The organism is Ensifer sp. PDNC004, from assembly GCF_016919405.1.
Classification (GTDB): Bacteria; Pseudomonadota; Alphaproteobacteria; order Rhizobiales; family Rhizobiaceae; genus Ensifer.
Genome location: NZ_CP070353.1, coordinates 2,942,465 through 2,959,942, shown reverse-complemented (window position 1 = coordinate 2,959,942; position 17,478 = coordinate 2,942,465). Strand labels below are relative to the sequence as shown.

Sequence of the window (17,478 nt, the reverse complement as noted above, 5' to 3'; positions counted from 1 at the left end):
GTTTTCACGTGAAATTCTCCGATTTTGGGCTCGATTTTGCCGAAATCAGCGTAAAAAGCGGTCGCCATTAGCCATGGTTCTGATAGGGTTTGGCCTATCATGAATGGGAGAGACTTCATGGGCGTGAAATACAATCCGAAGCGGGACAGACACATCGACGCAGCGAAGGCGGCCGCCATCAAACTGGGCGTCGAGGCGCTGGCGCCGGAGATCCTCTTCGGTGGAGCCAGCAACGATGACCTCGATCTCTATTCGGCGGACATGCTGGCGCTGACCGCAGCCCATGCGGCTCGTGAACTCGCCCGCTGGGATGGCGGCAAGCCGCAGGTTTCGGTCGAAGCCGTCGCCGGCATCGTGCCGGGTGGTACCGAGGTATCGGTCATCGCCGTAACCGAACGCAACATGCCGTTCCTCTATGACTCGGTCATGGGGGAAATCACCAGCACCCACCGTGACATTCACCTCGCGATCCATCCCATCCTGGTCAAGGAACCGGGCAAGCCGGCAAAGCTCTTCGATCCGGAAGAGGAAAGCGATCCGTCGCACCGCGTCAGCCATATCCAGATCCACCTGACCAAGCTTGCGCCCGTCGAGGCGGAGCAGCTCAGCAACCGCATCCGCGACGTGCTGGAGCAGGTCCACCAGACCGTGCACGACTGGCCGGCGATGACGACCTTGCTCGATCAGGCCATGTCGGAACTCGAAACCTACAACGCGACGCGCAAGAAGAGCGACCGCGACGAGGCGCTCGCCTTCCTTCGCTGGCTGCGAGACAACAACTTCACCTTCCTCGGCATGCGCGAATACACCTACTCGGGCAAGGGCGAGAAGGCAGCCGTCGAACGCGGCAAGGGCAGGGGCCTCGGCATCCTCTCCAACCCGGATGTGCGCGTTCTGCGCCAGGGCAAGGACGCGGTGCTGACCACACCTGAAATTCTCGCCTTCCTCGATGGCCCCGATTTCCTGATCGTCACCAAGGCCAACGTCAAGTCGGTCGTGCATCGCCGCGCCTACATGGACTACATCGGCGTCAAGCGCTTCGACGCCGATGGCAACGTCGCTGGCGAGTTGCGCATCGTCGGCCTGTTCACCTCCTCGGCCTACACCCGCCAGGCGGCTGAAATTCCGCTTCTGCGCCACAAGATCGAAAAGATCGTCGATCACTTCGGTTATGATCCGCAAAGCCATTCCGGCAAGATGCTGGCCAACACGCTGGAATCCTATCCGCGCGACGACCTGTTCCAGATCGATGTCGGCCTGCTTGCCGCCTTCTGCGAACAAATCAACGAGCTCGGCGATCGGCCGCGCATCCGCGTGTTGCCGCGTATCGACCATTTCGACCGCTTCGTCTCGGTCATCGTCTTCGTGCCGCGCGAGCAGTACGATTCGGATGTTCGCGAGAAGATCGGCGACTATTTGAAGACGGTCTATGACGGTCGCGTCTCCGCCTACTACCCGGCTTTCCCGGAAGGCGGCCTTGCCCGCGTCCACTTCATTATCGGCCGCTCCGCCGGCAAGACGCCGCGCATTCCGCAGGCAAAGCTCGAAGAGGCGGTTCGCGGCATCGTCACCCGCTGGATCGACCGGTTCGACCTGCTTGCCCGCAAGGACGGCATCGAACTCGATGTCGACAACGCCTACCAGTCGTTCTTCACGCCGGCTGAAGCCTATGCCGATCTGGCAGATATCGCCGCCTGCAAGGGCCCGGATCCGATCCGGATCGAGTTCTATCACTATCCCCGTACCGTTTCGCGGCCCGATACCGCCGAGCTCAAGATCTTCCACGCCAGCGAACCCGTGTCGCTGTCGCGCCGCGTGCCCTTGCTTGAAAACCTCGGCTTCCGAGTGATCAGCGAACAGACCTACGACATCGGCGTCAACGCCCACGGCGAAGAGAAGCGCAAGGTCGTGCTCCACGACATGGAGCTCATCCACCGTGACGGCCACGCGCTGAACCTTGAAAAATCCGGACCGGCGCTCGAAGAAGCGTTCCTGGCCGCCTGGAACGGCACGACCGAGGACGACAACTTCAACCGGCTGGTCCTGCTTGCGGGCCTCAACGCCCGTGAGGTGACGGTGTTGCGCGCCTATGCCCGCTATCTGCGCCAGGCCGGCATCACCTACTCGCAGGGCTATATCGCCGACACGCTGAACAAGTATCCGGCGATTGCCGCCGACATCTTCAAGCTGTTCGTGACCCGCATGGATCCGAAGCTCGAGGAAAAGCCGCGCGCCAAGAAGTGCAACGCGCTGCTGTCGGCGATCGAGGACGCGCTCTCGGCCGTTCCGAGCCTCGACGAGGACCGGATTCTGCGACGCTACGTCAACGCGATCGAAGCAACGCTCCGGACCAACTACTTCCAGCATGACGCCGACGGCAAGCCGCGCGCGGTCCTCGCCTTCAAGCTGGACCCGAAGCAGCTCGACGGCCTACCGGAACCGCATCCGTTCCGCGAAATCTTCGTCTACGGCACCGAGGTCGAGGGCGTGCACCTGCGCTTCGGCAAGGTCGCCCGCGGCGGCCTTCGCTGGTCGGACCGCGCCCAGGACTACCGCACGGAAGTGCTCGGCCTCGTCAAGGCGCAGCAGGTGAAGAACGCCGTTATCGTGCCCGTTGGCGCCAAGGGCGGCTTCTATCCGAAGCTGCTTCCGGTGGGCGGCACCCGCGACGAGGTCTTCAAGGCCGGTACCGAAGCCTACAAGACCTTCATCCGCACGCTTCTGTCGGTCACCGACAACATCGTCGGCCAGGACGTCGTACCGCCGGCCGACACGCAACGCCATGACGGCGACGATCCCTACTTCGTCGTGGCCGCCGACAAGGGCACTGCGACCTTCTCCGACACGGCCAACGGCCTGGCGCAGGAAGCAGGCTTCTGGCTCGACGACGCCTTCGCATCGGGCGGTTCGGCCGGTTACGACCACAAGAAGATGGGCATCACCGCCCGCGGCGCCTGGGAAACCGTCAAGCGACACTTCCGCGAGATGGACATCGATATCCAGACGACGCCCTTCACCGTTGCCGGCGTCGGCGACATGTCGGGCGACGTCTTCGGCAACGGCATGCTGCTCTCCGAAAAGATCCGCCTGATCGCCGCCTTCGATCACCGCGACATCTTCATCGATCCGTCGCCGGATATCGATGCCTCCTTTGCCGAGCGCAAGCGCATGTTCGACCTGCCGCGTTCGAGCTGGCAGGACTATGACCGCAAGACGCTTTCGGACGGCGCGATGATCATCTCGCGTGCCGAAAAGTCGGTGACGCTGACGCCTGAGGCGATGGCCGCCATCGGCCTCGACAAGCACAAGGCAACGCCCTTCGAGATCATGAACGCGATCCTGAAGAGCCAGGTCGACCTGCTCTGGTTCGGCGGCATCGGCACCTATGTGCGCGGCAGCAACGAAACGGACGCCGAAGTCGGCGACCGCGCCAACGACGCCATTCGCGTGGCAGCCGAAGAGGTCCGCGCCCGTGTTATCGGCGAGGGCGCCAACCTCGGCGTTACCCAGAAGGGTCGCATCGGCTTCGGCCTCAACGGCGGCCGCTGCAACTCGGATGCCATCGACAACTCGGCGGGCGTCAACTCGTCCGACGTCGAGGTCAACATCAAGATCGCGCTTGCCTCCGCCATGCGCGACGGTCGCCTGACCCGTCCGAAGCGCAACACGCTGCTCGCCTCGATGACCGAGGAAGTGGGCCACCTGGTGCTGCGCAACAACTACGAGCAGTCGCTGGCGATCTCGCTGACCGCCATGCAGGGGCTTGGCAACCGCACGACACTGGGCCGGCTCATGACTCGCCTCGAGGCCGACGGCCATCTCAACCGCAAGGTCGAGACGCTGCCGACCGACCAGGCGATGACCGAGCGTTACCAGGCGGGCAAGCCTTTGACCCGCCCGGAAATCGGGGTGCTGCTCTCCTATTCCAAGCTCGTTCTCTTCGATGAGCTGATTGCAAGCGAGCTGCCCGACGATCCGTACTTCACGGCAACGCTCGAGCGCTATTTCCCGGGCAAGATGCGCAAGGCCTATGCCGGCGACATCCACGGCCACCGCCTGCGCCGGGAAATCATCGCGACGATCCTCGCCAACGAGGTCATCAACCGCGGTGGTCCGGCCTTCGTTTCGACCCTGACGGACGCCACCGGTTTCCTCTCGGCCGACGTCGTCAAGGCGGCCGTGCTGGCGCTCGACGGCTTCGACCTGCCGCGGATCTATGACGAGATCGACGCGCTCGACAACAAGATCGGCGGCGGCCTGCAGAACATCCTCTACCAGGAAGTGGGCCGCATCTTCACGCTCGTCACCGAGCGGACGCTGCGCACCCATGCGGCGACCGGCTCGGTCTCCGAGGCCGTGTCACGCCTCGGCGATGGCCTGCAGAAGCTGCGCGCGACCATGCGCACTGCAGTCTCCGGCGAAAGCGCCGAAGAAGCTCGGTTGAAGACCGCAGCCTTCGTCGAGGGCGGCGTCCCCGCCAAGCTCGCCGAGGAAATCTCGGAACTGGCGCTGATGACGCTGGTGCCCGAGATCATGCAGATCGCCGCTGAAACCGGCGAGACGCTGAGCCGCACGGCGCAGGGCTACTTCGCCATCACCGACACGCTGCGCATCAACCGCCTGCTGGCGGCATCCGATCGGGTTCCGGCAACCGAGCAGTTCGAGGCCATGGCACTGTCTCGCGCCGTCTCCGATATCGCCGCTGCCCGGCGCGATATCACCGCGGCGGCCCTGCGCGAGCAGAAGAAGGAGCGCAATCCGGTTGCCGCCTGGGAAGAGAACGAACGCGTTCGCGTCGCCCAGGCGACCGGCCAGCTGCGCCTTCTGACCGAGAAGGGTGAAACCACGCTTGCCAAGATCACCGTCGCTGCCGGTCTGCTCAACGACCTGGCACGCGGCAGGGCGAAGTAACGGACAAAAATGCGGGCAGTTTTTTCGCCCGCATCCGGTTCCAGACCTTTTGGAATCGGTTCAATTGAAGATAGGCTGCGCCGCGCGTTCGAGGGGACGCGCGGCGCAGTCGTTTCGGGAGGGGACTTTGCAGATTTCGGCCGAGAGGACTGAAGACCAGCCACGCACGTCCCGTGCGGGCATTGCCGGCTGGATGCTGTTCGATTGGGCGGCGCAGCCCTTCTTCACCGTCATCACCACCTTCATCTTCGGCCCCTATTTCGTATCGCGGCTGACGGAGGACCATGCGGTCGGCCAGGCGATGTGGGGCTACACACTCACCGTTTCGGGCATCGTCATCGCGGTGCTTTCGCCGGTGCTTGGCTCGATCGCCGACGCCACCGGGCCGCGCAAGCCCTGGATCGCCTTCTTCGCCGTCATCAAGATCGGATCGCTGGCTATGCTCTGGTTCGCGGCCCCCGGCTCGCCGATTCTCTATCCGGCGATCTTCATGATCCTTGCGACGGTTGCAGCCGAATTCTCGATCGTCTTCAACGATTCGATGATGCCCCGGCTGGTGGCGGAGAAGGACGTGGGGCGCATTTCCAACATCGCCTGGGGGCTCGGCTATCTCGGCGGCATGATCGTGCTGATCGCCGTGGTGGCGCTGCTTGCCGGAAGTCCAGAGAGCGGCAAGACGGCCCTTGGCATCGACCCATTGTTCGGCCTCGATCCGGCTGAGGGCGAGGATGCGCGCATCACCGGCCCGATCTCCGCCGTCTGGTACCTCGTCTTTATCCTGCCGATGTTCCTGTTCACGCCCGATGCCACCAAGGCGGCGATGTCGCTCGGTAAGGCAACCGTCACTGGCCTCAGGGAGCTCAAGGGCACGCTCGTCGAGCTTCGAGAAAGGCGTGGGATCCTGCGCTTCCTGATCGCGCGCATGGTCTTCCAGGACGGCGTCAATGGTCTGCTGGCGCTCGGCGGCACCTTCGCGGCCGCGATGTTCGCCTGGCAGACCCTGGAGCTCGGCGTCTACGGCATCATTCTCAACGTCGTCGCGATCGGCGGCTGCCTCTGCGCCAGCTGGCTGGATGCGCACCTTGGCTCCAAGGTGATCGTCACCGCCAGCCTGATCTGCCTGACGATTGCCACGATCGGCATCGTCTCGACGGGCCCCGGCTTCACGCTCTTTGGGCTGCTGCCGCTGTCGATGGAAGATACCGGCGGCCTGTTCGGCACGGCCGCCGAAAAGGCTTACATTCTCTACGGCCTGCTCGTCGGTGTCGCCTTCGGCCCCGTTCAGGCCTCGTCGCGCTCCTACCTCGCCCGCAGCGTCAGCCTCGACGAGGCCGGTCGCTACTTCGGCCTCTATGCGCTGTCCGGCCGGGCCACCTCGTTCCTCGCCCCCGCAACCGTTGCCACGATCACGCTTGCCACCGGCTCGGCACGGATCGGCATGATGGCGCTGATTGCTTTTCTGGTGATCGGCCTGCTGATCCTTCTGCGCACGCCCTATCCGGCCGATGACGGTCGCAAAAAAGCCGCCGCGTCCTGGGGAAGCGACGGCTTCTGACTGTTGGGCCTTAGCGGCCAATTCCGGACAGACGCCCAGCGCCCGCCCCGACGATCTTAGTGGCGGAAGTGGCGCATGCCGGTGAAGACCATGGCGACGCCATGCTCGTTCGCAGCCGCAATCACCTCTTCGTCACGCATGGAGCCGCCCGGCTGGATGACGGCCGTAGCACCCGCGGCGATCGCCGAGAGCAGACCGTCGGCAAACGGCAGGAAGGCTTCGGAGGCGACAGCCGAACCCTTCGTGAGCGGCGTTGCAAGGCCCAGCGCCTTTGCGGCTTCTTCGGCCTTGATCGCGGCGATGCGGGCGGAATCGACACGGCTCATCTGGCCGGCGCCGATGCCGGCCGTCTGGCCGTCCTTGGCATAAACGATCGCATTCGACTTCACGTGCTTGGCCACCTTGAAGGCGAACTTCATGTCTTCGAGTTCCTGGGGCGTCGGCGCGCGCTTGGTGACGACCTTGAGTTCGAGATCCTCGACCATGCCGTTGTCGCGCGTCTGCACGAGCAGACCGCCCGAGACGGTCTTTGCGGCAAGACCCGGAATGCGCGGATCCGGCAGGCCACCGGTCGCAAGCAGACGCAGGTTCGGCTTGCGGGCAATCACGGCCTTGGCCGCGTCGCTGACAGCAGGCGCGATGATCACTTCGGTGAAGAGCTTGACGATCTCTTCGGCCGTCTCCGCGTCGAGTTCCTGATTGAGCGCGATGATGCCGCCGAAGGCCGAGGTGGAATCGCAGGCAAGCGCCCGGCGATAGGCTTCGGCGAGCGTCGGAGCAGTCGCGACGCCGCAAGGGTTGGCGTGCTTAATGATGGCGACAGCCGGTGCCTTCTCGGGCAGGAACTCGGCCACCAGCTCGAAGGCCGCATCCGTGTCGTTGATGTTGTTGTAAGAGAGCTGCTTGCCCTGCAGCAGCGTCGCGGTAGCGACACCCGGGCGGTTCTCGCCGGTCAGATAGAAGCCCGCCTTCTGGTGCGGGTTCTCGCCGTAGCGCATCTCTTCCTTCAAGACGCCGCCGATCACCCGGTGGCGCGGCATCGGTGTGTCGAGCGCTTCGGCAAACCAGTTGGAAATGGCGGCGTCGTAAGCCGCGGTGCGGGCATAGGCCTTGGCGGCCATCTTCTGGCGGAAGGCGTAGGTCGTCTTGCCGGAGGCAAGCTCTTCGAGCAGCACCGGATAGTCGGCCGGATCGGTGACGATCGTCACATAGGCATGGTTCTTGGCCGAAGCGCGGATCATGGCCGGACCGCCGATATCGATGTTTTCGACGGTTGTCGGGTAGTCGCCGCCCTTGGCCCGGACTTCCTCGAAGGGATAGAGGTTGATAATCGCAAGATCGATGGCGGTGATGCCGTGCGTCGACATGGCGGCAACGTGATCCGAATCGTCGCGGATCGCCAGGAGGCCGCCGTGAACGCCCGGATGCAGCGTCTTCACGCGGCCGTCCATGACCTCGGGGAAACCGGTCAGCTCGGAAACGTCGCTCACCGGCAGGCCGGCCTCGGAGAGCGCCTTGTGCGTGCCGCCCGTCGAAACGAGCCGGATGCCCTTCTCGTTAAGAGCGCGCGCGAGCTCGACGACACCCGTCTTGTCGGAGACGGAGAGGAGGGCGGTGCGGACCGTAACCTCGTTCGGGGCGGGGATTTTCTTGGAGGCGACAGCCACAACCATGCTCCTTTGGCGGCGCCGGACGCCCCGGGAGGAAGCTCCGGCGGTTGAGATGGCTGCCCGTTAGCATAGCTTGCCGGGCGAAGGAACCTCGCGCGGCCTGAAGATCGCGATGAATTTGGATCGGATCGATCCAAATTCATGAATGCGACCGTTCCTGAAACGTGACCGGAAAACCTGAGGCGCTTTCTCGGGCGCACCCGATCTCAAGACGGAAGGCTCAGTTGGCGCGTGAAAACGTCCACTGGATCTCCGGCTGCTGCGCGATCGCAAAGGTCACCGTCAGCTGCTGCGAGGCCCGGATACCCGAGGGATCGGCAAAGAAGATATCCTCCTCGACCGCAAGGTCCCCGTCTTGGCAAGCAAACAGCCAGATCTCGCCGTCGGGCGCCGTCAGGAAGATCTCGCGCGCGCTGTTCTGGCGAATGGCGACCGCGGGGTGAATGTGGAATCGTGCTACGGCAACCCCCGTATCGCCTGCCTCAGGGTCGCTGCCGTCGGCGCGCGACAGCCGGTCGCGGCCGCGGATCATGCGGCCGCCGTTCAGGACACCGATGCCACGCTCGTGAACGAGGCCGAAGGCGGAAAGGTAGCCGTCATGGCTTGCCGTCACCGACTCGAGCCCGCCCGCCTCGTCCTTGCGAGCCGCAGTCACTTGTCTGACGCCCGACGTCATGATCGGTCCGAGAAAGCGCGACTGCGAGAAGCGTGATGACGAGGTGTCGTTGACCGTCACGGTCGAATGGGCAGCCGTCATCCGCGCCATCTGGCGGAAACGCTCCCCGGCAAACTTCGGCGCACCGGAATTGACGACGAAGCGCGTCTTGCCCGAGGACATTTCGAAGGATAGGCAACCGGCATGGGCGCTACGCGACAGGTCGACCGAAAGCGGCCGGCCGGTATCCATGATCACGACGGTGTTTTCCATCGCCATACGTTCATAGTGGGCGTGGGGCAGCGAGCGGAAGGGTTCGCCAGCCGTCTCGTCATAACGCAGCACCGACGCCAGTTCATGCGCCAGAACCGAGGTAGCGCCATTGAACAGCGCCAACTCACCACCTTGATGCCGGAAGAAGCGCAGGGCCGGGTACATCCGGTCGATGCAGGGAATGAGGCGCGACGGCACGTCATGGCCGAGATTGACGTAGGTCTGGCGGAGCGGCAGCAGGTCCAGCAGCAGTTCGAGGCCGGCGCGCGGGCTGCGCGAGAAGTGGCTGCCGTCGGGCAGGATCTGCCGGTCGAGTTCGAGATCGAGGTGGCGCGATGCCTTGCGGATGGCGCTGGGCGATGCCGGCATGGAAACCGACGCCATGGCAAGCGCAAGCCGCACCCGAAGCCTCTGCTCGCCGTCGCGCACCGTATCGGCGATATGCCGGAGATAGCGTACCTGCAGCGCCAGGCTCTTGAGGAAGCGTCGGTAGAAGCCATGTTCGGCATTGCGCAGCACGACGGGCGAATGGGAAAGCCAGGCGATGATGCGCTGCGCCATGATATCCGCATCCCAGGCAACGCCGCCGAGATCGCGTCCATGGGTGCCGATCCAGTCGTCGACGATCTGCCGTAGCCGGACGAAGCCTGCGTCCTCGCGGATCGCCCGCAGGTGTCGCAGCCAGCCGAAGGAATGCAGCCGGGCGGCAAATTCGCGCGACGGCAGATCGATCTCGAACGGCGACTCGCCCTCCGTGTCGAGCACGCGGCCGGCAAGCGGGAAACGCCCGGCAAGAATCTCTTCCGCGACAAAGGGATCGACGGCCCTGAGATCCGTCGGCGCAACAATCAGACGATTGGGGGTGGAGCCGGTGAAGCGCAGCGTGGAGACGCGCCCGATCGACAGGCGACGCGACACACGGCGCCAGCCTTCACGCACATACAGGTAAGAAAGCCTTCGCCTGCCGGAAAACAACATCAACGCCGCCGGTTACCTCATCTCTGGCACGATCGCTCACGTCATCGGAGCCGGCCAGGACCTCGCGCCAGCGCCCGCATGGTGCCGCGAAGACCATTAAACTTTTATCAATCCTGCCATCTTTGATAGGCTTCCCGGTCGAAAGCGTCAAATGATGCGGTGGAACAGGGCCTTGAGGCCCAGTTCCAAGCGCTGAAATGCGAGTTTGCGCTGTTATTTGCGGCGAATCACCGCTGCGTAGAAACCATCGAGGCCACTCGAAAACGGAGCATCGAGTGGCAGCATGGCAGGCGTCGTCCGCATTTCGCCGATCGGCGTGATCGCGTCCTCGAGCCCCGGCCAGTCGGCGGCGGAAATCGGCACCCGCTCGTAGCTTTCGCCAGAACCGATGACCCGAGAAACGACCTCTTCACCTTCGCGCGGGTCGAGGGAGCAATTGGAGAAGACGACCGTGCCGCCGGGCTTGACCACCGTCAGCGCATGACGAAGCAGCCGCTCCTGCAGGTCGGCGAGCTTTTCGATGTCTTCCGGTCCCTTGGTCCACAGCACGTCAGGGTGACGGCGGGTCGTGCCGGTCGAAGAGCAGGGGGCGTCGAGCAGGGCGGCATCGAACAGCGTCTCCGGCTGGAAGTCCGCCATGTTGACTTCCGTGGTCTCGGCTTCGAGCCCAAGCCGCTTGAGATTGCCCTTCAGTCGACGCAAGCGGCTACCGGACTGGTCGAGCGCCGTCACTTCGGCGCCGGCGAGGATGAGCTGGGCGGTCTTGCCGCCGGGTGCGGCGCAGAGATCGACGGTCCGCTTGCCCTTAAGGTCGCCGAAGAGCCGCGCCGGGATCGATGCGGCCGCGTCCTGAACCCACCAAGCACCATCATTGAATCCGGCTAAGGAAGGAATCGAGCCGGAGAATGCGCCGAGCCGCACAGAGCCGGTCGGTAAGACTGTGCCACCAAGCCGCTCGGCCCAAGCCGCAGGCTCGGACTTGACGGAAAGATCGATCGCCGCCGGCGTCAGCTGTGCCTCGGCGATCTTCTCGGCCGCCGCTGCGCCGTAGTGGACAATGAGGCGCTCGAAGAACCATTCCGGCATCGCCGGAATGTGGCGCGTGCTTTCGAGAACGGCATCCTTTTCACGCGACAGTCGCCGCAGCACGGCGTTCACGAGATTGGCGAAACGGCGGTTACGCGGATCGTTCTGTGCCTGTTCGACAGCGAGATCGACAGCGGAATGATCAGGCACGTCCAAATAGAGGATCTGTGCCGCCGCCACGGCAAGCACGTGGTCGAGCGCCCGCGCACCCTCCGGCAAGGGCGTCTGCAGCAGCGAGTTGATCGCAGCCTGCACGCGCGGCAGATGGCGAAGGGCGGAATTGAGAATTGCCCGGACCAGGGCGCGGTCGGCTTCATTCAGCTCGCGATAGGCCGGGTTGCCGTGCTCGCTGTCGAGCATGCCGTCGAGCGACGTCTTGCGGTCGATAACGGCCGCCAGGATCTTCGCGGCGGCCTGACGCGCTCTCAGGCCAGGCTTCTCCGGACCACGCGGCGCCGGGGCAGGCTTCTTCGACTTTGCTGCGCCACCGTTGCGGTGCGATCGTTTCGGACGTGAATCGTTGTTGTTTTCTGCGGACATCAGGACCAGGGACCTTTGGGCGGTTCGGAACCACCGCGACCCCAACCGGTAGAGGGAACAGAGCGCGATTTGCGCACGGGATTATCAGCCCGAACCGGCGGCGTCGAGACCGAAGACATCTCCTGGGCCATCTGCTGCAGGGCAGCGATGCGGTTTTCGGTGTTCGGATGGGTCGAAAACAGGTTGTCCATGCGCTCGCCGGAGAGCGGATTGATGATGAACATATGCGCTGTAGCCGGGTTGCGCTCGGCATCGTCGTTGTGGATCTGATGGGCGGCGCCTGCGATCTTCTGCAGCGCCGAAGCGAGCGCCAGCGGCCTGCCGCAAATCTCGGCGCCGCGACGATCGGCCGAGTATTCGCGCGTCCGGCTGATCGCCATCTGCACCAGCATCGCCGCCATCGGCGCCACGATCATCGCCACCAGCGTGCCGATGAAGCCGAGCGGATTGTTGTTTTCACGGTTGCCGCTGAAGAAGAAGGCAAAGTTGCCGAGCATCGAGATCGCGCCGGCAAGGGTGGCCGTCAGCGTCATCGTCAAGGTGTCGCGGTTCTGTACGTGGGCGAGTTCATGCGCCATCACGCCGGCGACCTCGTCATAGTTGAGAGCGTGAAGCAAGCCGGTCGAAGCGGCGACCGCAGCATTCTCCGGATTGCGGCCGGTGGCAAACGCGTTCGGCTGCGGGCTGTCGATCACATAGACACGCGGCATCGGCAGCCCGGCATTGCGCGCGAGATCGCGAACGATGCCGTAATATTCCGGCGCGCTGCGCTCATCGACCTCCTGCGCGCGGTACATGCGCAGCACCATCTTGTCGGAGTTCCAGTAGGAGAAGAAGTTCATGCCTGCGGCCATGACGAAGGCGATCATCATGCCACCGCGTCCGCCGATGGCGAAGCCTACCGCCATGAACAGGGCGGTCATGACTGCAAGCAGCATGGCGGTGCGGACAAGGTTCATCAGAAGGCTCCGGGTCGTCGACGTTTCACGTGAATCAGGGTTCCCGTACGGGGAACGGCATCCTATATGATGGGTGCAAACACCCAATTCTTCAATATTGATGCTCGAATCCGGATACCGTTCAGATGCAGAACGACAATGACAACGCCGCCGACCGCCCGAAGAAGCCGCTGCCGCCTGCCGCCGTGCGGGCGCTGAAGGAAGCGGAAGAGCGGCGTCAGGCGGAGATCAAGAAAGAGCTGCCGCCGGAGATCGGCGGGCGCGGGGGCGAAGATCCGGCCCGCTACGGCGACTGGGAGATCAAGGGTCGCGCTATCGACTTCTAAGTTCGGGTCGGGCGCCCGCGCCTGAAAAGACGATCTGAATCCGGCTCACGAAATTGTTGGGCGGCCGGAATGGGTGCCGCATTGGCGGCTTAGAAATTCTTACATCGTCTGCGACGATTGGAGACCGCCGCGCGTCCGATAGACGCGCGGCGGTTTTCAAGGTCAGGCCTTGTTCTGCCGATTGGCGATCAGATCGTCGACGACGGCCGGATCCGCGAGCGTCGAGGTATCGCCGAGCGCGCCGAAATCATCCTCGGCGATCTTGCGCAGGATGCGGCGCATGATCTTGCCCGAGCGGGTCTTCGGCAGGCCCGGAGCGAACTGGATCTTGTCCGGCGTGGCGATCGGGCCGATTTCCGAACGGACATGCTTCACCAGGGCGGCGCGCAGTTCTTCGTTGCCGATTTCACCAGCCATCAGCGAGACATAGCAATAGATGCCCTGGCCCTTGATCGGGTGCGGATAGCCAACGACGGCCGCTTCCGAGACGAGGTGGTGCGACACGAGCGCCGATTCCACTTCGGCCGTGCCGAGACGGTGGCCCGACACGTTCAAGACGTCGTCGACCCGGCCGGTGATCCAGTAGTAGCCGTCTTCATCGCGGCGGCAGCCGTCACCAGTGAAATACTTGCCCTTGTAGGTGGCAAAGTAGGTCTGGCCGAAACGCGCGTGATCGCCATAGATCGTGCGCATCTGGCCCGGCCAGCTGTCGATGATGCAGAGGTTGCCGTCGGCAGCGCCCTCGAGCACGTTGCCTTCATTGTCGACAAGCTGCGGCTGAACGCCGAAGAACGGCCGCGTAGCCGAACCCGGCTTGAGGTCTGTCGCACCCGGGAGCGGCGTGATCAGAATGCCGCCGGTTTCCGTCTGCCACCAGGTATCGACGATCGGCGACTTCTGCTCGCCGACGACATTGTAATACCACTCCCAGGCTTCCGGGTTGATCGGCTCGCCGACCGAACCGAGCAGGCGAAGCGACGAGCGCGAGGCACGCTTGACGAAGTCGTCGCCGGCGCCCATCAGCGAGCGGATCGCCGTCGGCGCCGTGTAGAAGACGTTGACCTTGTGCTTGTCGACCACTTCCCAGAAACGCCCGGCATCCGGGAAATTCGGCACCCCTTCAAACATCACGGTGGTCGCCGCATTCGCGAGCGGACCGTAGACGATATAGGAGTGACCGGTGACCCAGCCGACGTCGGCGGTGCACCAGTAAACCTCGCCGTCGCGATAGTCGAAAACATATTCGTGCGTCATCGACGCATAGACGAGGTAGCCGCCGGTCGTGTGCAACACGCCCTTCGGCTTGCCGGTCGAACCCGAGGTATAGAGGATGAACAGCGGATCTTCCGCCTTCATCTTCGCCGGCTCGCAATGCGGCTTCACCGTCGCGATTTCCTGGTGGTACCAGAGGTCACGGCCCGGTGCCCAGGCGGTCTTGCCGCCGGTTCGGCGCACGACCAGAACCTTGTTGACGATGACATGCTGCTTGGCCGCGATGTCGATCGCCGTATCGGTGTTTTCCTTGAGCGGGACCGGCTTGCCGCCGCGAACGCCCTCGTCGCAGGTGATGACGAAGGTGGACTCACAGTCGACGATACGGCCGGCAAGTGCGTCCGGCGAGAAGCCGCCGAAGACGACAGAATGGATGGCGCCGATGCGGGCGCAGGCAAGCATCGCATAGGATGCTTCCGGGATCATCGGCATGTAGATGGTGACGCGGTCACCCTTCTTGACGCCATGCTTCTTCAGGACGTTGGCAAGGCGGCAGACCTGCTCGTAGAGCTGGTTGTAGGTGATCTTCTTGTCGATATAGGGATTGTCGCCTTCCCAGATGATGGCGGTCTTTTCGCCATGCGTCTTCAGGTGGCGGTCGATACAGTTGTAGGAGACGTTGGTAAGGCCGTCTTCATACCACTTGATCGAGACCTTCCCCTTGAAGGATGTGTTCTTGACCTTGGTATAGGGCTTGAACCAATCGATCCGTTTGCCGTGCTTGCCCCAGAACTTTGCCGGATCGGAAACGCTCTCTTCGTACCACTTCAGGTATGTGGCGTTATCAAGCAGCGTCCGGCTCTTGGCAGACTTCAACACCGGATAGATTTTGGCGGACATATTTTCCTCCCTACGCATTCCTAGTGCGGTTCGCCCCTCCTAGGGCTCCCCCGTTTCGCGCACATTCATAGCAGGTCAAATGCCCGCCGCAATTAGACAAAAGGACATTTGGAACTGAAGAATTGCAATTTCGCGACAACGACGGTATAGAGGCCCACATTTCCCGGAAATCAGTGGTAGACTCCACGGCCCGCGACACCGGCGCGGCGGACAAAAGGACTATATCCATGGCTCAGCAACTGCTTATGCCCAAGGCGACCGCCGTCTGGCTGGTTGACAATACCGCGCTGTCCTTCGACCAGATCGCGCAGTTCTGCAAGCTGCACCCGCTCGAAGTGAAGGCGATCGCCGACGGTGAATCCGCGCAGGGCATCAAGGGCCTCGACCCGATCGCGACCGGTCAGCTTTCGCGCGACGAGATCGCCCGCGCCGAAGGCAACCCCAACCACAAGCTGAAGCTGTCCGAGCCGAAGGTTCGCGTACCTGATAGCAAGCGCAAGGGCCCGCGCTACACCCCGGTTTCCAAGCGCCAGGATCGCCCGAATGCCATTCTGTGGCTGGTTCGCAACCATCCGGAACTCAAGGACGCGCAGATCTCGCGTCTCGTCGGCACCACCAAGTCGACGATCGAACAGATCCGCGAGCGCACCCACTGGAACTCCGCCAACCTGACGCCGATGGACCCGGTAACCCTCGGCCTCTGCTCGCAGATCGACCTCGACCTCGAAGTCGAACGCGCTTCCAAGGGCCGTCCGCTGCCGACGGCTGCCGAACTCGGCCAGACGCTGGAATCGGCCCAGGAAACCGAAAAACTGGGCTTCAGCTACGAGCGCGAAGAAGAGAAGGAAATCGACGCCGATGCCGTCTTCGCCAAGCTCAAGTCGCTGAAGTCGGACCGCAAGGACGAGGACGAAGACGATCAGTACTGATCGCCGTCCAGCCCAATGAAAAAAGCCCGGATCTTCGATCCGGGCTTTTTTGTTGGTCGGTGCTCGGCAACGAGTTCAGTAGGCCGAGCCGGACGGATCGTTGAGATTGTGCCGCTCGGTCCCCTTGAGAGGCGGATTGAAGATGCTGACGAGGATCAGGTCTTCGTCCTTGCCGCCGCGCAGGAAATGCTTGTCGTGCTGGTCGAGCACGTAGATATCGCCCTTGTTGATCGGGAAGACCTTGCCCTGCATGTCCTCGACCTCGCCATGGCCGGCAATGCAGTAACACGCCTCCAGATGGTTTCGGTACTCGAGCAACGATACCGTTCCGGCACGAACGACCGTGTGGCAGACAGTGAAACCCATGCCATCCCGCTCGGTCAGCAGCCGGTGGCTGGTCCCGCTGCCCCATTCGACAAAATGGTCGGTATCTTCGATCTGCTGCAGGCTGCGCACGAACATAGGTCTCTCCATCTGTAAGGATTTCTAATGTCTACGGACAGGAAACTCTCTCCCAATCCGGTGGTAGGCCCAGTATCCGTTGACAATGGTGACCAATCAAACGACCTTTCCTCAAGGCATTGATGAGGAACGCTTACAGATGATGTTGCCACCACTCGGCATGCTGCGCGCCTTCGAAGCCGCGGCGCGTCTGGCGAGCTTCTCCCGCGCTGGCGACGAGCTACATGTGACGCACGCGGCCATCAGTCACCAGATCCGGCTGTTGGAGGAGTGGTTCGGCAGACCGCTCTTCGTGCGCGAGAAGCGTGGGGTCAGGCTGGCGCCAGAGGCCGAGAACCTGGCCGCGGTATTGACATCGGCATTGGAGCGCATCGCTGCGGAAACGGAACTGCTGCGACTGAACGCCAAGGCGCAGGTGAGCGTTGCCTGCATACCCTCGATCGCCACGCGCTGGCTGATCCCGGCGCTCGGCGAATTCCTGCACCGTCACCCGGAGGTGGACGTCAAGGTCGTCTATGCGATGGCCGAGCAGCAATTGCGGCAAACCGGCTGCGACGTCCTCATCACACTCGGGGCCGACAAGAGCGAAGGAACTCGTTCCGACCGGCTGTTCTCCCGCATCAACCGTCCGGTTGCGAGCCCTCGCTATCTCGAACGAAAAGGCGCGCTGACGTCACCGCAGGCGATCGCGTCAGCCGATCTGTTGCACGACGAAACGACGTCACGCTGGCGCGATTGGCTGGCAAGGGCAGGGCAGGAGGCCGCGCAGACGTTGCGTGGCCCTGTGTTTCAGGACTTCAACCTTTTGGCAACGGCAGTCATTGCCGGCCATGGTGTGGCGCTTTGCCCGGTCGAAGTCTTCCGGCGCGAAATCGACAACGGAGACCTGGTGATCCTGTCCAATATCGCCACCCTGGAGGACGAAAGCTACTTCCTGATCACCAAAGTCACACGCTCAAAGAGCGCAGCCAGTTTCAGTGATTGGTTTGCCGCGGTCGTGCACACCTAATGCGGCGTGCACT

The 17,478-nt window shown here is 63.2% G+C and carries 11 protein-coding genes; 5 read left to right on the top strand and 6 right to left on the bottom strand.

Annotated features, from left to right (window positions below):
• Positions 1–117 precede the first annotated feature (117 nt).
• Together JVX98_RS22645 and JVX98_RS22640 are read left to right on the top strand one after the other, a co-directional pair.
• Positions 118–4,911, top strand: coding sequence for an NAD-glutamate dehydrogenase (locus tag JVX98_RS22645; protein ID WP_205237474.1), 4,794 nt, complete (start codon positions 118–120; stop codon positions 4,909–4,911).
• A 127-nt stretch (positions 4,912–5,038) separates the two neighbouring features.
• Positions 5,039–6,466: an MFS transporter gene (locus JVX98_RS22640; RefSeq protein ID WP_205237473.1), complete on the top strand. Its 1,428-nt coding sequence runs from the start codon at positions 5,039–5,041 to the stop codon at positions 6,464–6,466.
• A 56-nt stretch (positions 6,467–6,522) separates the two neighbouring features.
• Here JVX98_RS22640 and purH read toward each other — a convergent pair whose 3' ends face one another.
• From purH to htpX, 4 genes are all read right to left on the bottom strand, one after another.
• Positions 6,523–8,133 carry a bifunctional phosphoribosylaminoimidazolecarboxamide formyltransferase/IMP cyclohydrolase gene (gene purH / locus JVX98_RS22635; protein WP_205237472.1) on the bottom strand — a complete coding sequence of 537 codons (1,611 nt, stop codon included), beginning with the start codon at positions 8,131–8,133 and terminating at the stop codon, positions 6,523–6,525.
• A 223-nt stretch (positions 8,134–8,356) separates the two neighbouring features.
• Positions 8,357–10,042 (bottom strand): heparinase II/III family protein, encoded by a 1,686-nt coding sequence (locus tag JVX98_RS22630; RefSeq protein ID WP_192451468.1) that lies wholly within the window; start codon positions 10,040–10,042, stop codon positions 8,357–8,359.
• Between the two features lie 213 nt (positions 10,043–10,255).
• Positions 10,256–11,668 carry an RsmB/NOP family class I SAM-dependent RNA methyltransferase gene (locus JVX98_RS22625; protein ID WP_192451469.1) on the bottom strand — a complete coding sequence of 471 codons (1,413 nt, stop codon included), beginning with the start codon at positions 11,666–11,668 and terminating at the stop codon, positions 10,256–10,258.
• Positions 11,668–12,627, bottom strand: coding sequence for a zinc metalloprotease HtpX (htpX, locus tag JVX98_RS22620; protein ID WP_192451470.1), 960 nt, complete (start codon positions 12,625–12,627; stop codon positions 11,668–11,670). The genes JVX98_RS22625 and htpX overlap by 1 nt, the downstream gene beginning before the upstream one ends.
• A gap of 125 nt (positions 12,628–12,752) precedes the next feature.
• Here htpX and JVX98_RS22615 point away from each other — a divergent pair, with 125 nt between their 5' ends.
• Positions 12,753–12,953, top strand: coding sequence for a DUF1674 domain-containing protein (locus tag JVX98_RS22615; protein ID WP_043624199.1), 201 nt, complete (start codon positions 12,753–12,755; stop codon positions 12,951–12,953).
• 162 nt (positions 12,954–13,115) lie between these two features.
• Here JVX98_RS22615 and acs read toward each other — a convergent pair whose 3' ends face one another.
• Entirely contained in the window at positions 13,116–15,065 is a 1,950-nt protein-coding gene (acs, locus tag JVX98_RS22610; RefSeq protein ID WP_192451471.1) for an acetate--CoA ligase, read from the bottom strand.
• Between the two features lie 227 nt (positions 15,066–15,292).
• Here acs and JVX98_RS22605 point away from each other — a divergent pair, with 227 nt between their 5' ends.
• Positions 15,293–15,994: a DUF1013 domain-containing protein gene (locus tag JVX98_RS22605; protein WP_034800153.1), complete on the top strand. Its 702-nt coding sequence runs from the start codon at positions 15,293–15,295 to the stop codon at positions 15,992–15,994.
• Between the two features lie 75 nt (positions 15,995–16,069).
• Here JVX98_RS22605 and JVX98_RS22600 read toward each other — a convergent pair whose 3' ends face one another.
• Positions 16,070–16,456, bottom strand: coding sequence for an ectoine synthase (locus tag JVX98_RS22600; protein WP_205237471.1), 387 nt, complete (start codon positions 16,454–16,456; stop codon positions 16,070–16,072).
• Between the two features lie 139 nt (positions 16,457–16,595).
• On the opposite strand from JVX98_RS22600, the gene JVX98_RS22595 reads away from it, so the two are divergent.
• Complete coding sequence (locus JVX98_RS22595) at positions 16,596–17,465, top strand: LysR substrate-binding domain-containing protein (protein WP_371826574.1); 870 nt, start codon at positions 16,596–16,598, stop codon at positions 17,463–17,465.
• The last annotated feature ends 13 nt before the right edge of the window (positions 17,466–17,478 follow it).

Bases quoted from the DNA above. Each gene is read 5' to 3' on its own strand.
- acs (WP_192451471.1), bottom strand. From the start codon at position 15,065: ATGTCCGCCAAAATCTATCCGGTGTTGAAGTCTGCCAAGAGCCGGACG.
- JVX98_RS22625 (WP_192451469.1), bottom strand. From the start codon at position 11,668: ATGTCCGCAGAAAACAACAACGATTCACGTCCGAAACGATCGCACCGC.
- JVX98_RS22645 (WP_205237474.1), top strand. From the start codon at position 118: ATGGGCGTGAAATACAATCCGAAGCGGGACAGACACATCGACGCAGCG.
- htpX (WP_192451470.1), bottom strand. From the start codon at position 12,627: ATGAACCTTGTCCGCACCGCCATGCTGCTTGCAGTCATGACCGCCCTG.
- JVX98_RS22600 (WP_205237471.1), bottom strand. From the start codon at position 16,456: ATGTTCGTGCGCAGCCTGCAGCAGATCGAAGATACCGACCATTTTGTC.
- JVX98_RS22615 (WP_043624199.1), top strand. From the start codon at position 12,753: ATGCAGAACGACAATGACAACGCCGCCGACCGCCCGAAGAAGCCGCTG.
- JVX98_RS22595 (WP_371826574.1), top strand. From the start codon at position 16,596: ATGATGTTGCCACCACTCGGCATGCTGCGCGCCTTCGAAGCCGCGGCG.
- JVX98_RS22605 (WP_034800153.1), top strand. From the start codon at position 15,293: ATGGCTCAGCAACTGCTTATGCCCAAGGCGACCGCCGTCTGGCTGGTT.
- JVX98_RS22630 (WP_192451468.1), bottom strand. From the start codon at position 10,042: ATGTTGTTTTCCGGCAGGCGAAGGCTTTCTTACCTGTATGTGCGTGAA.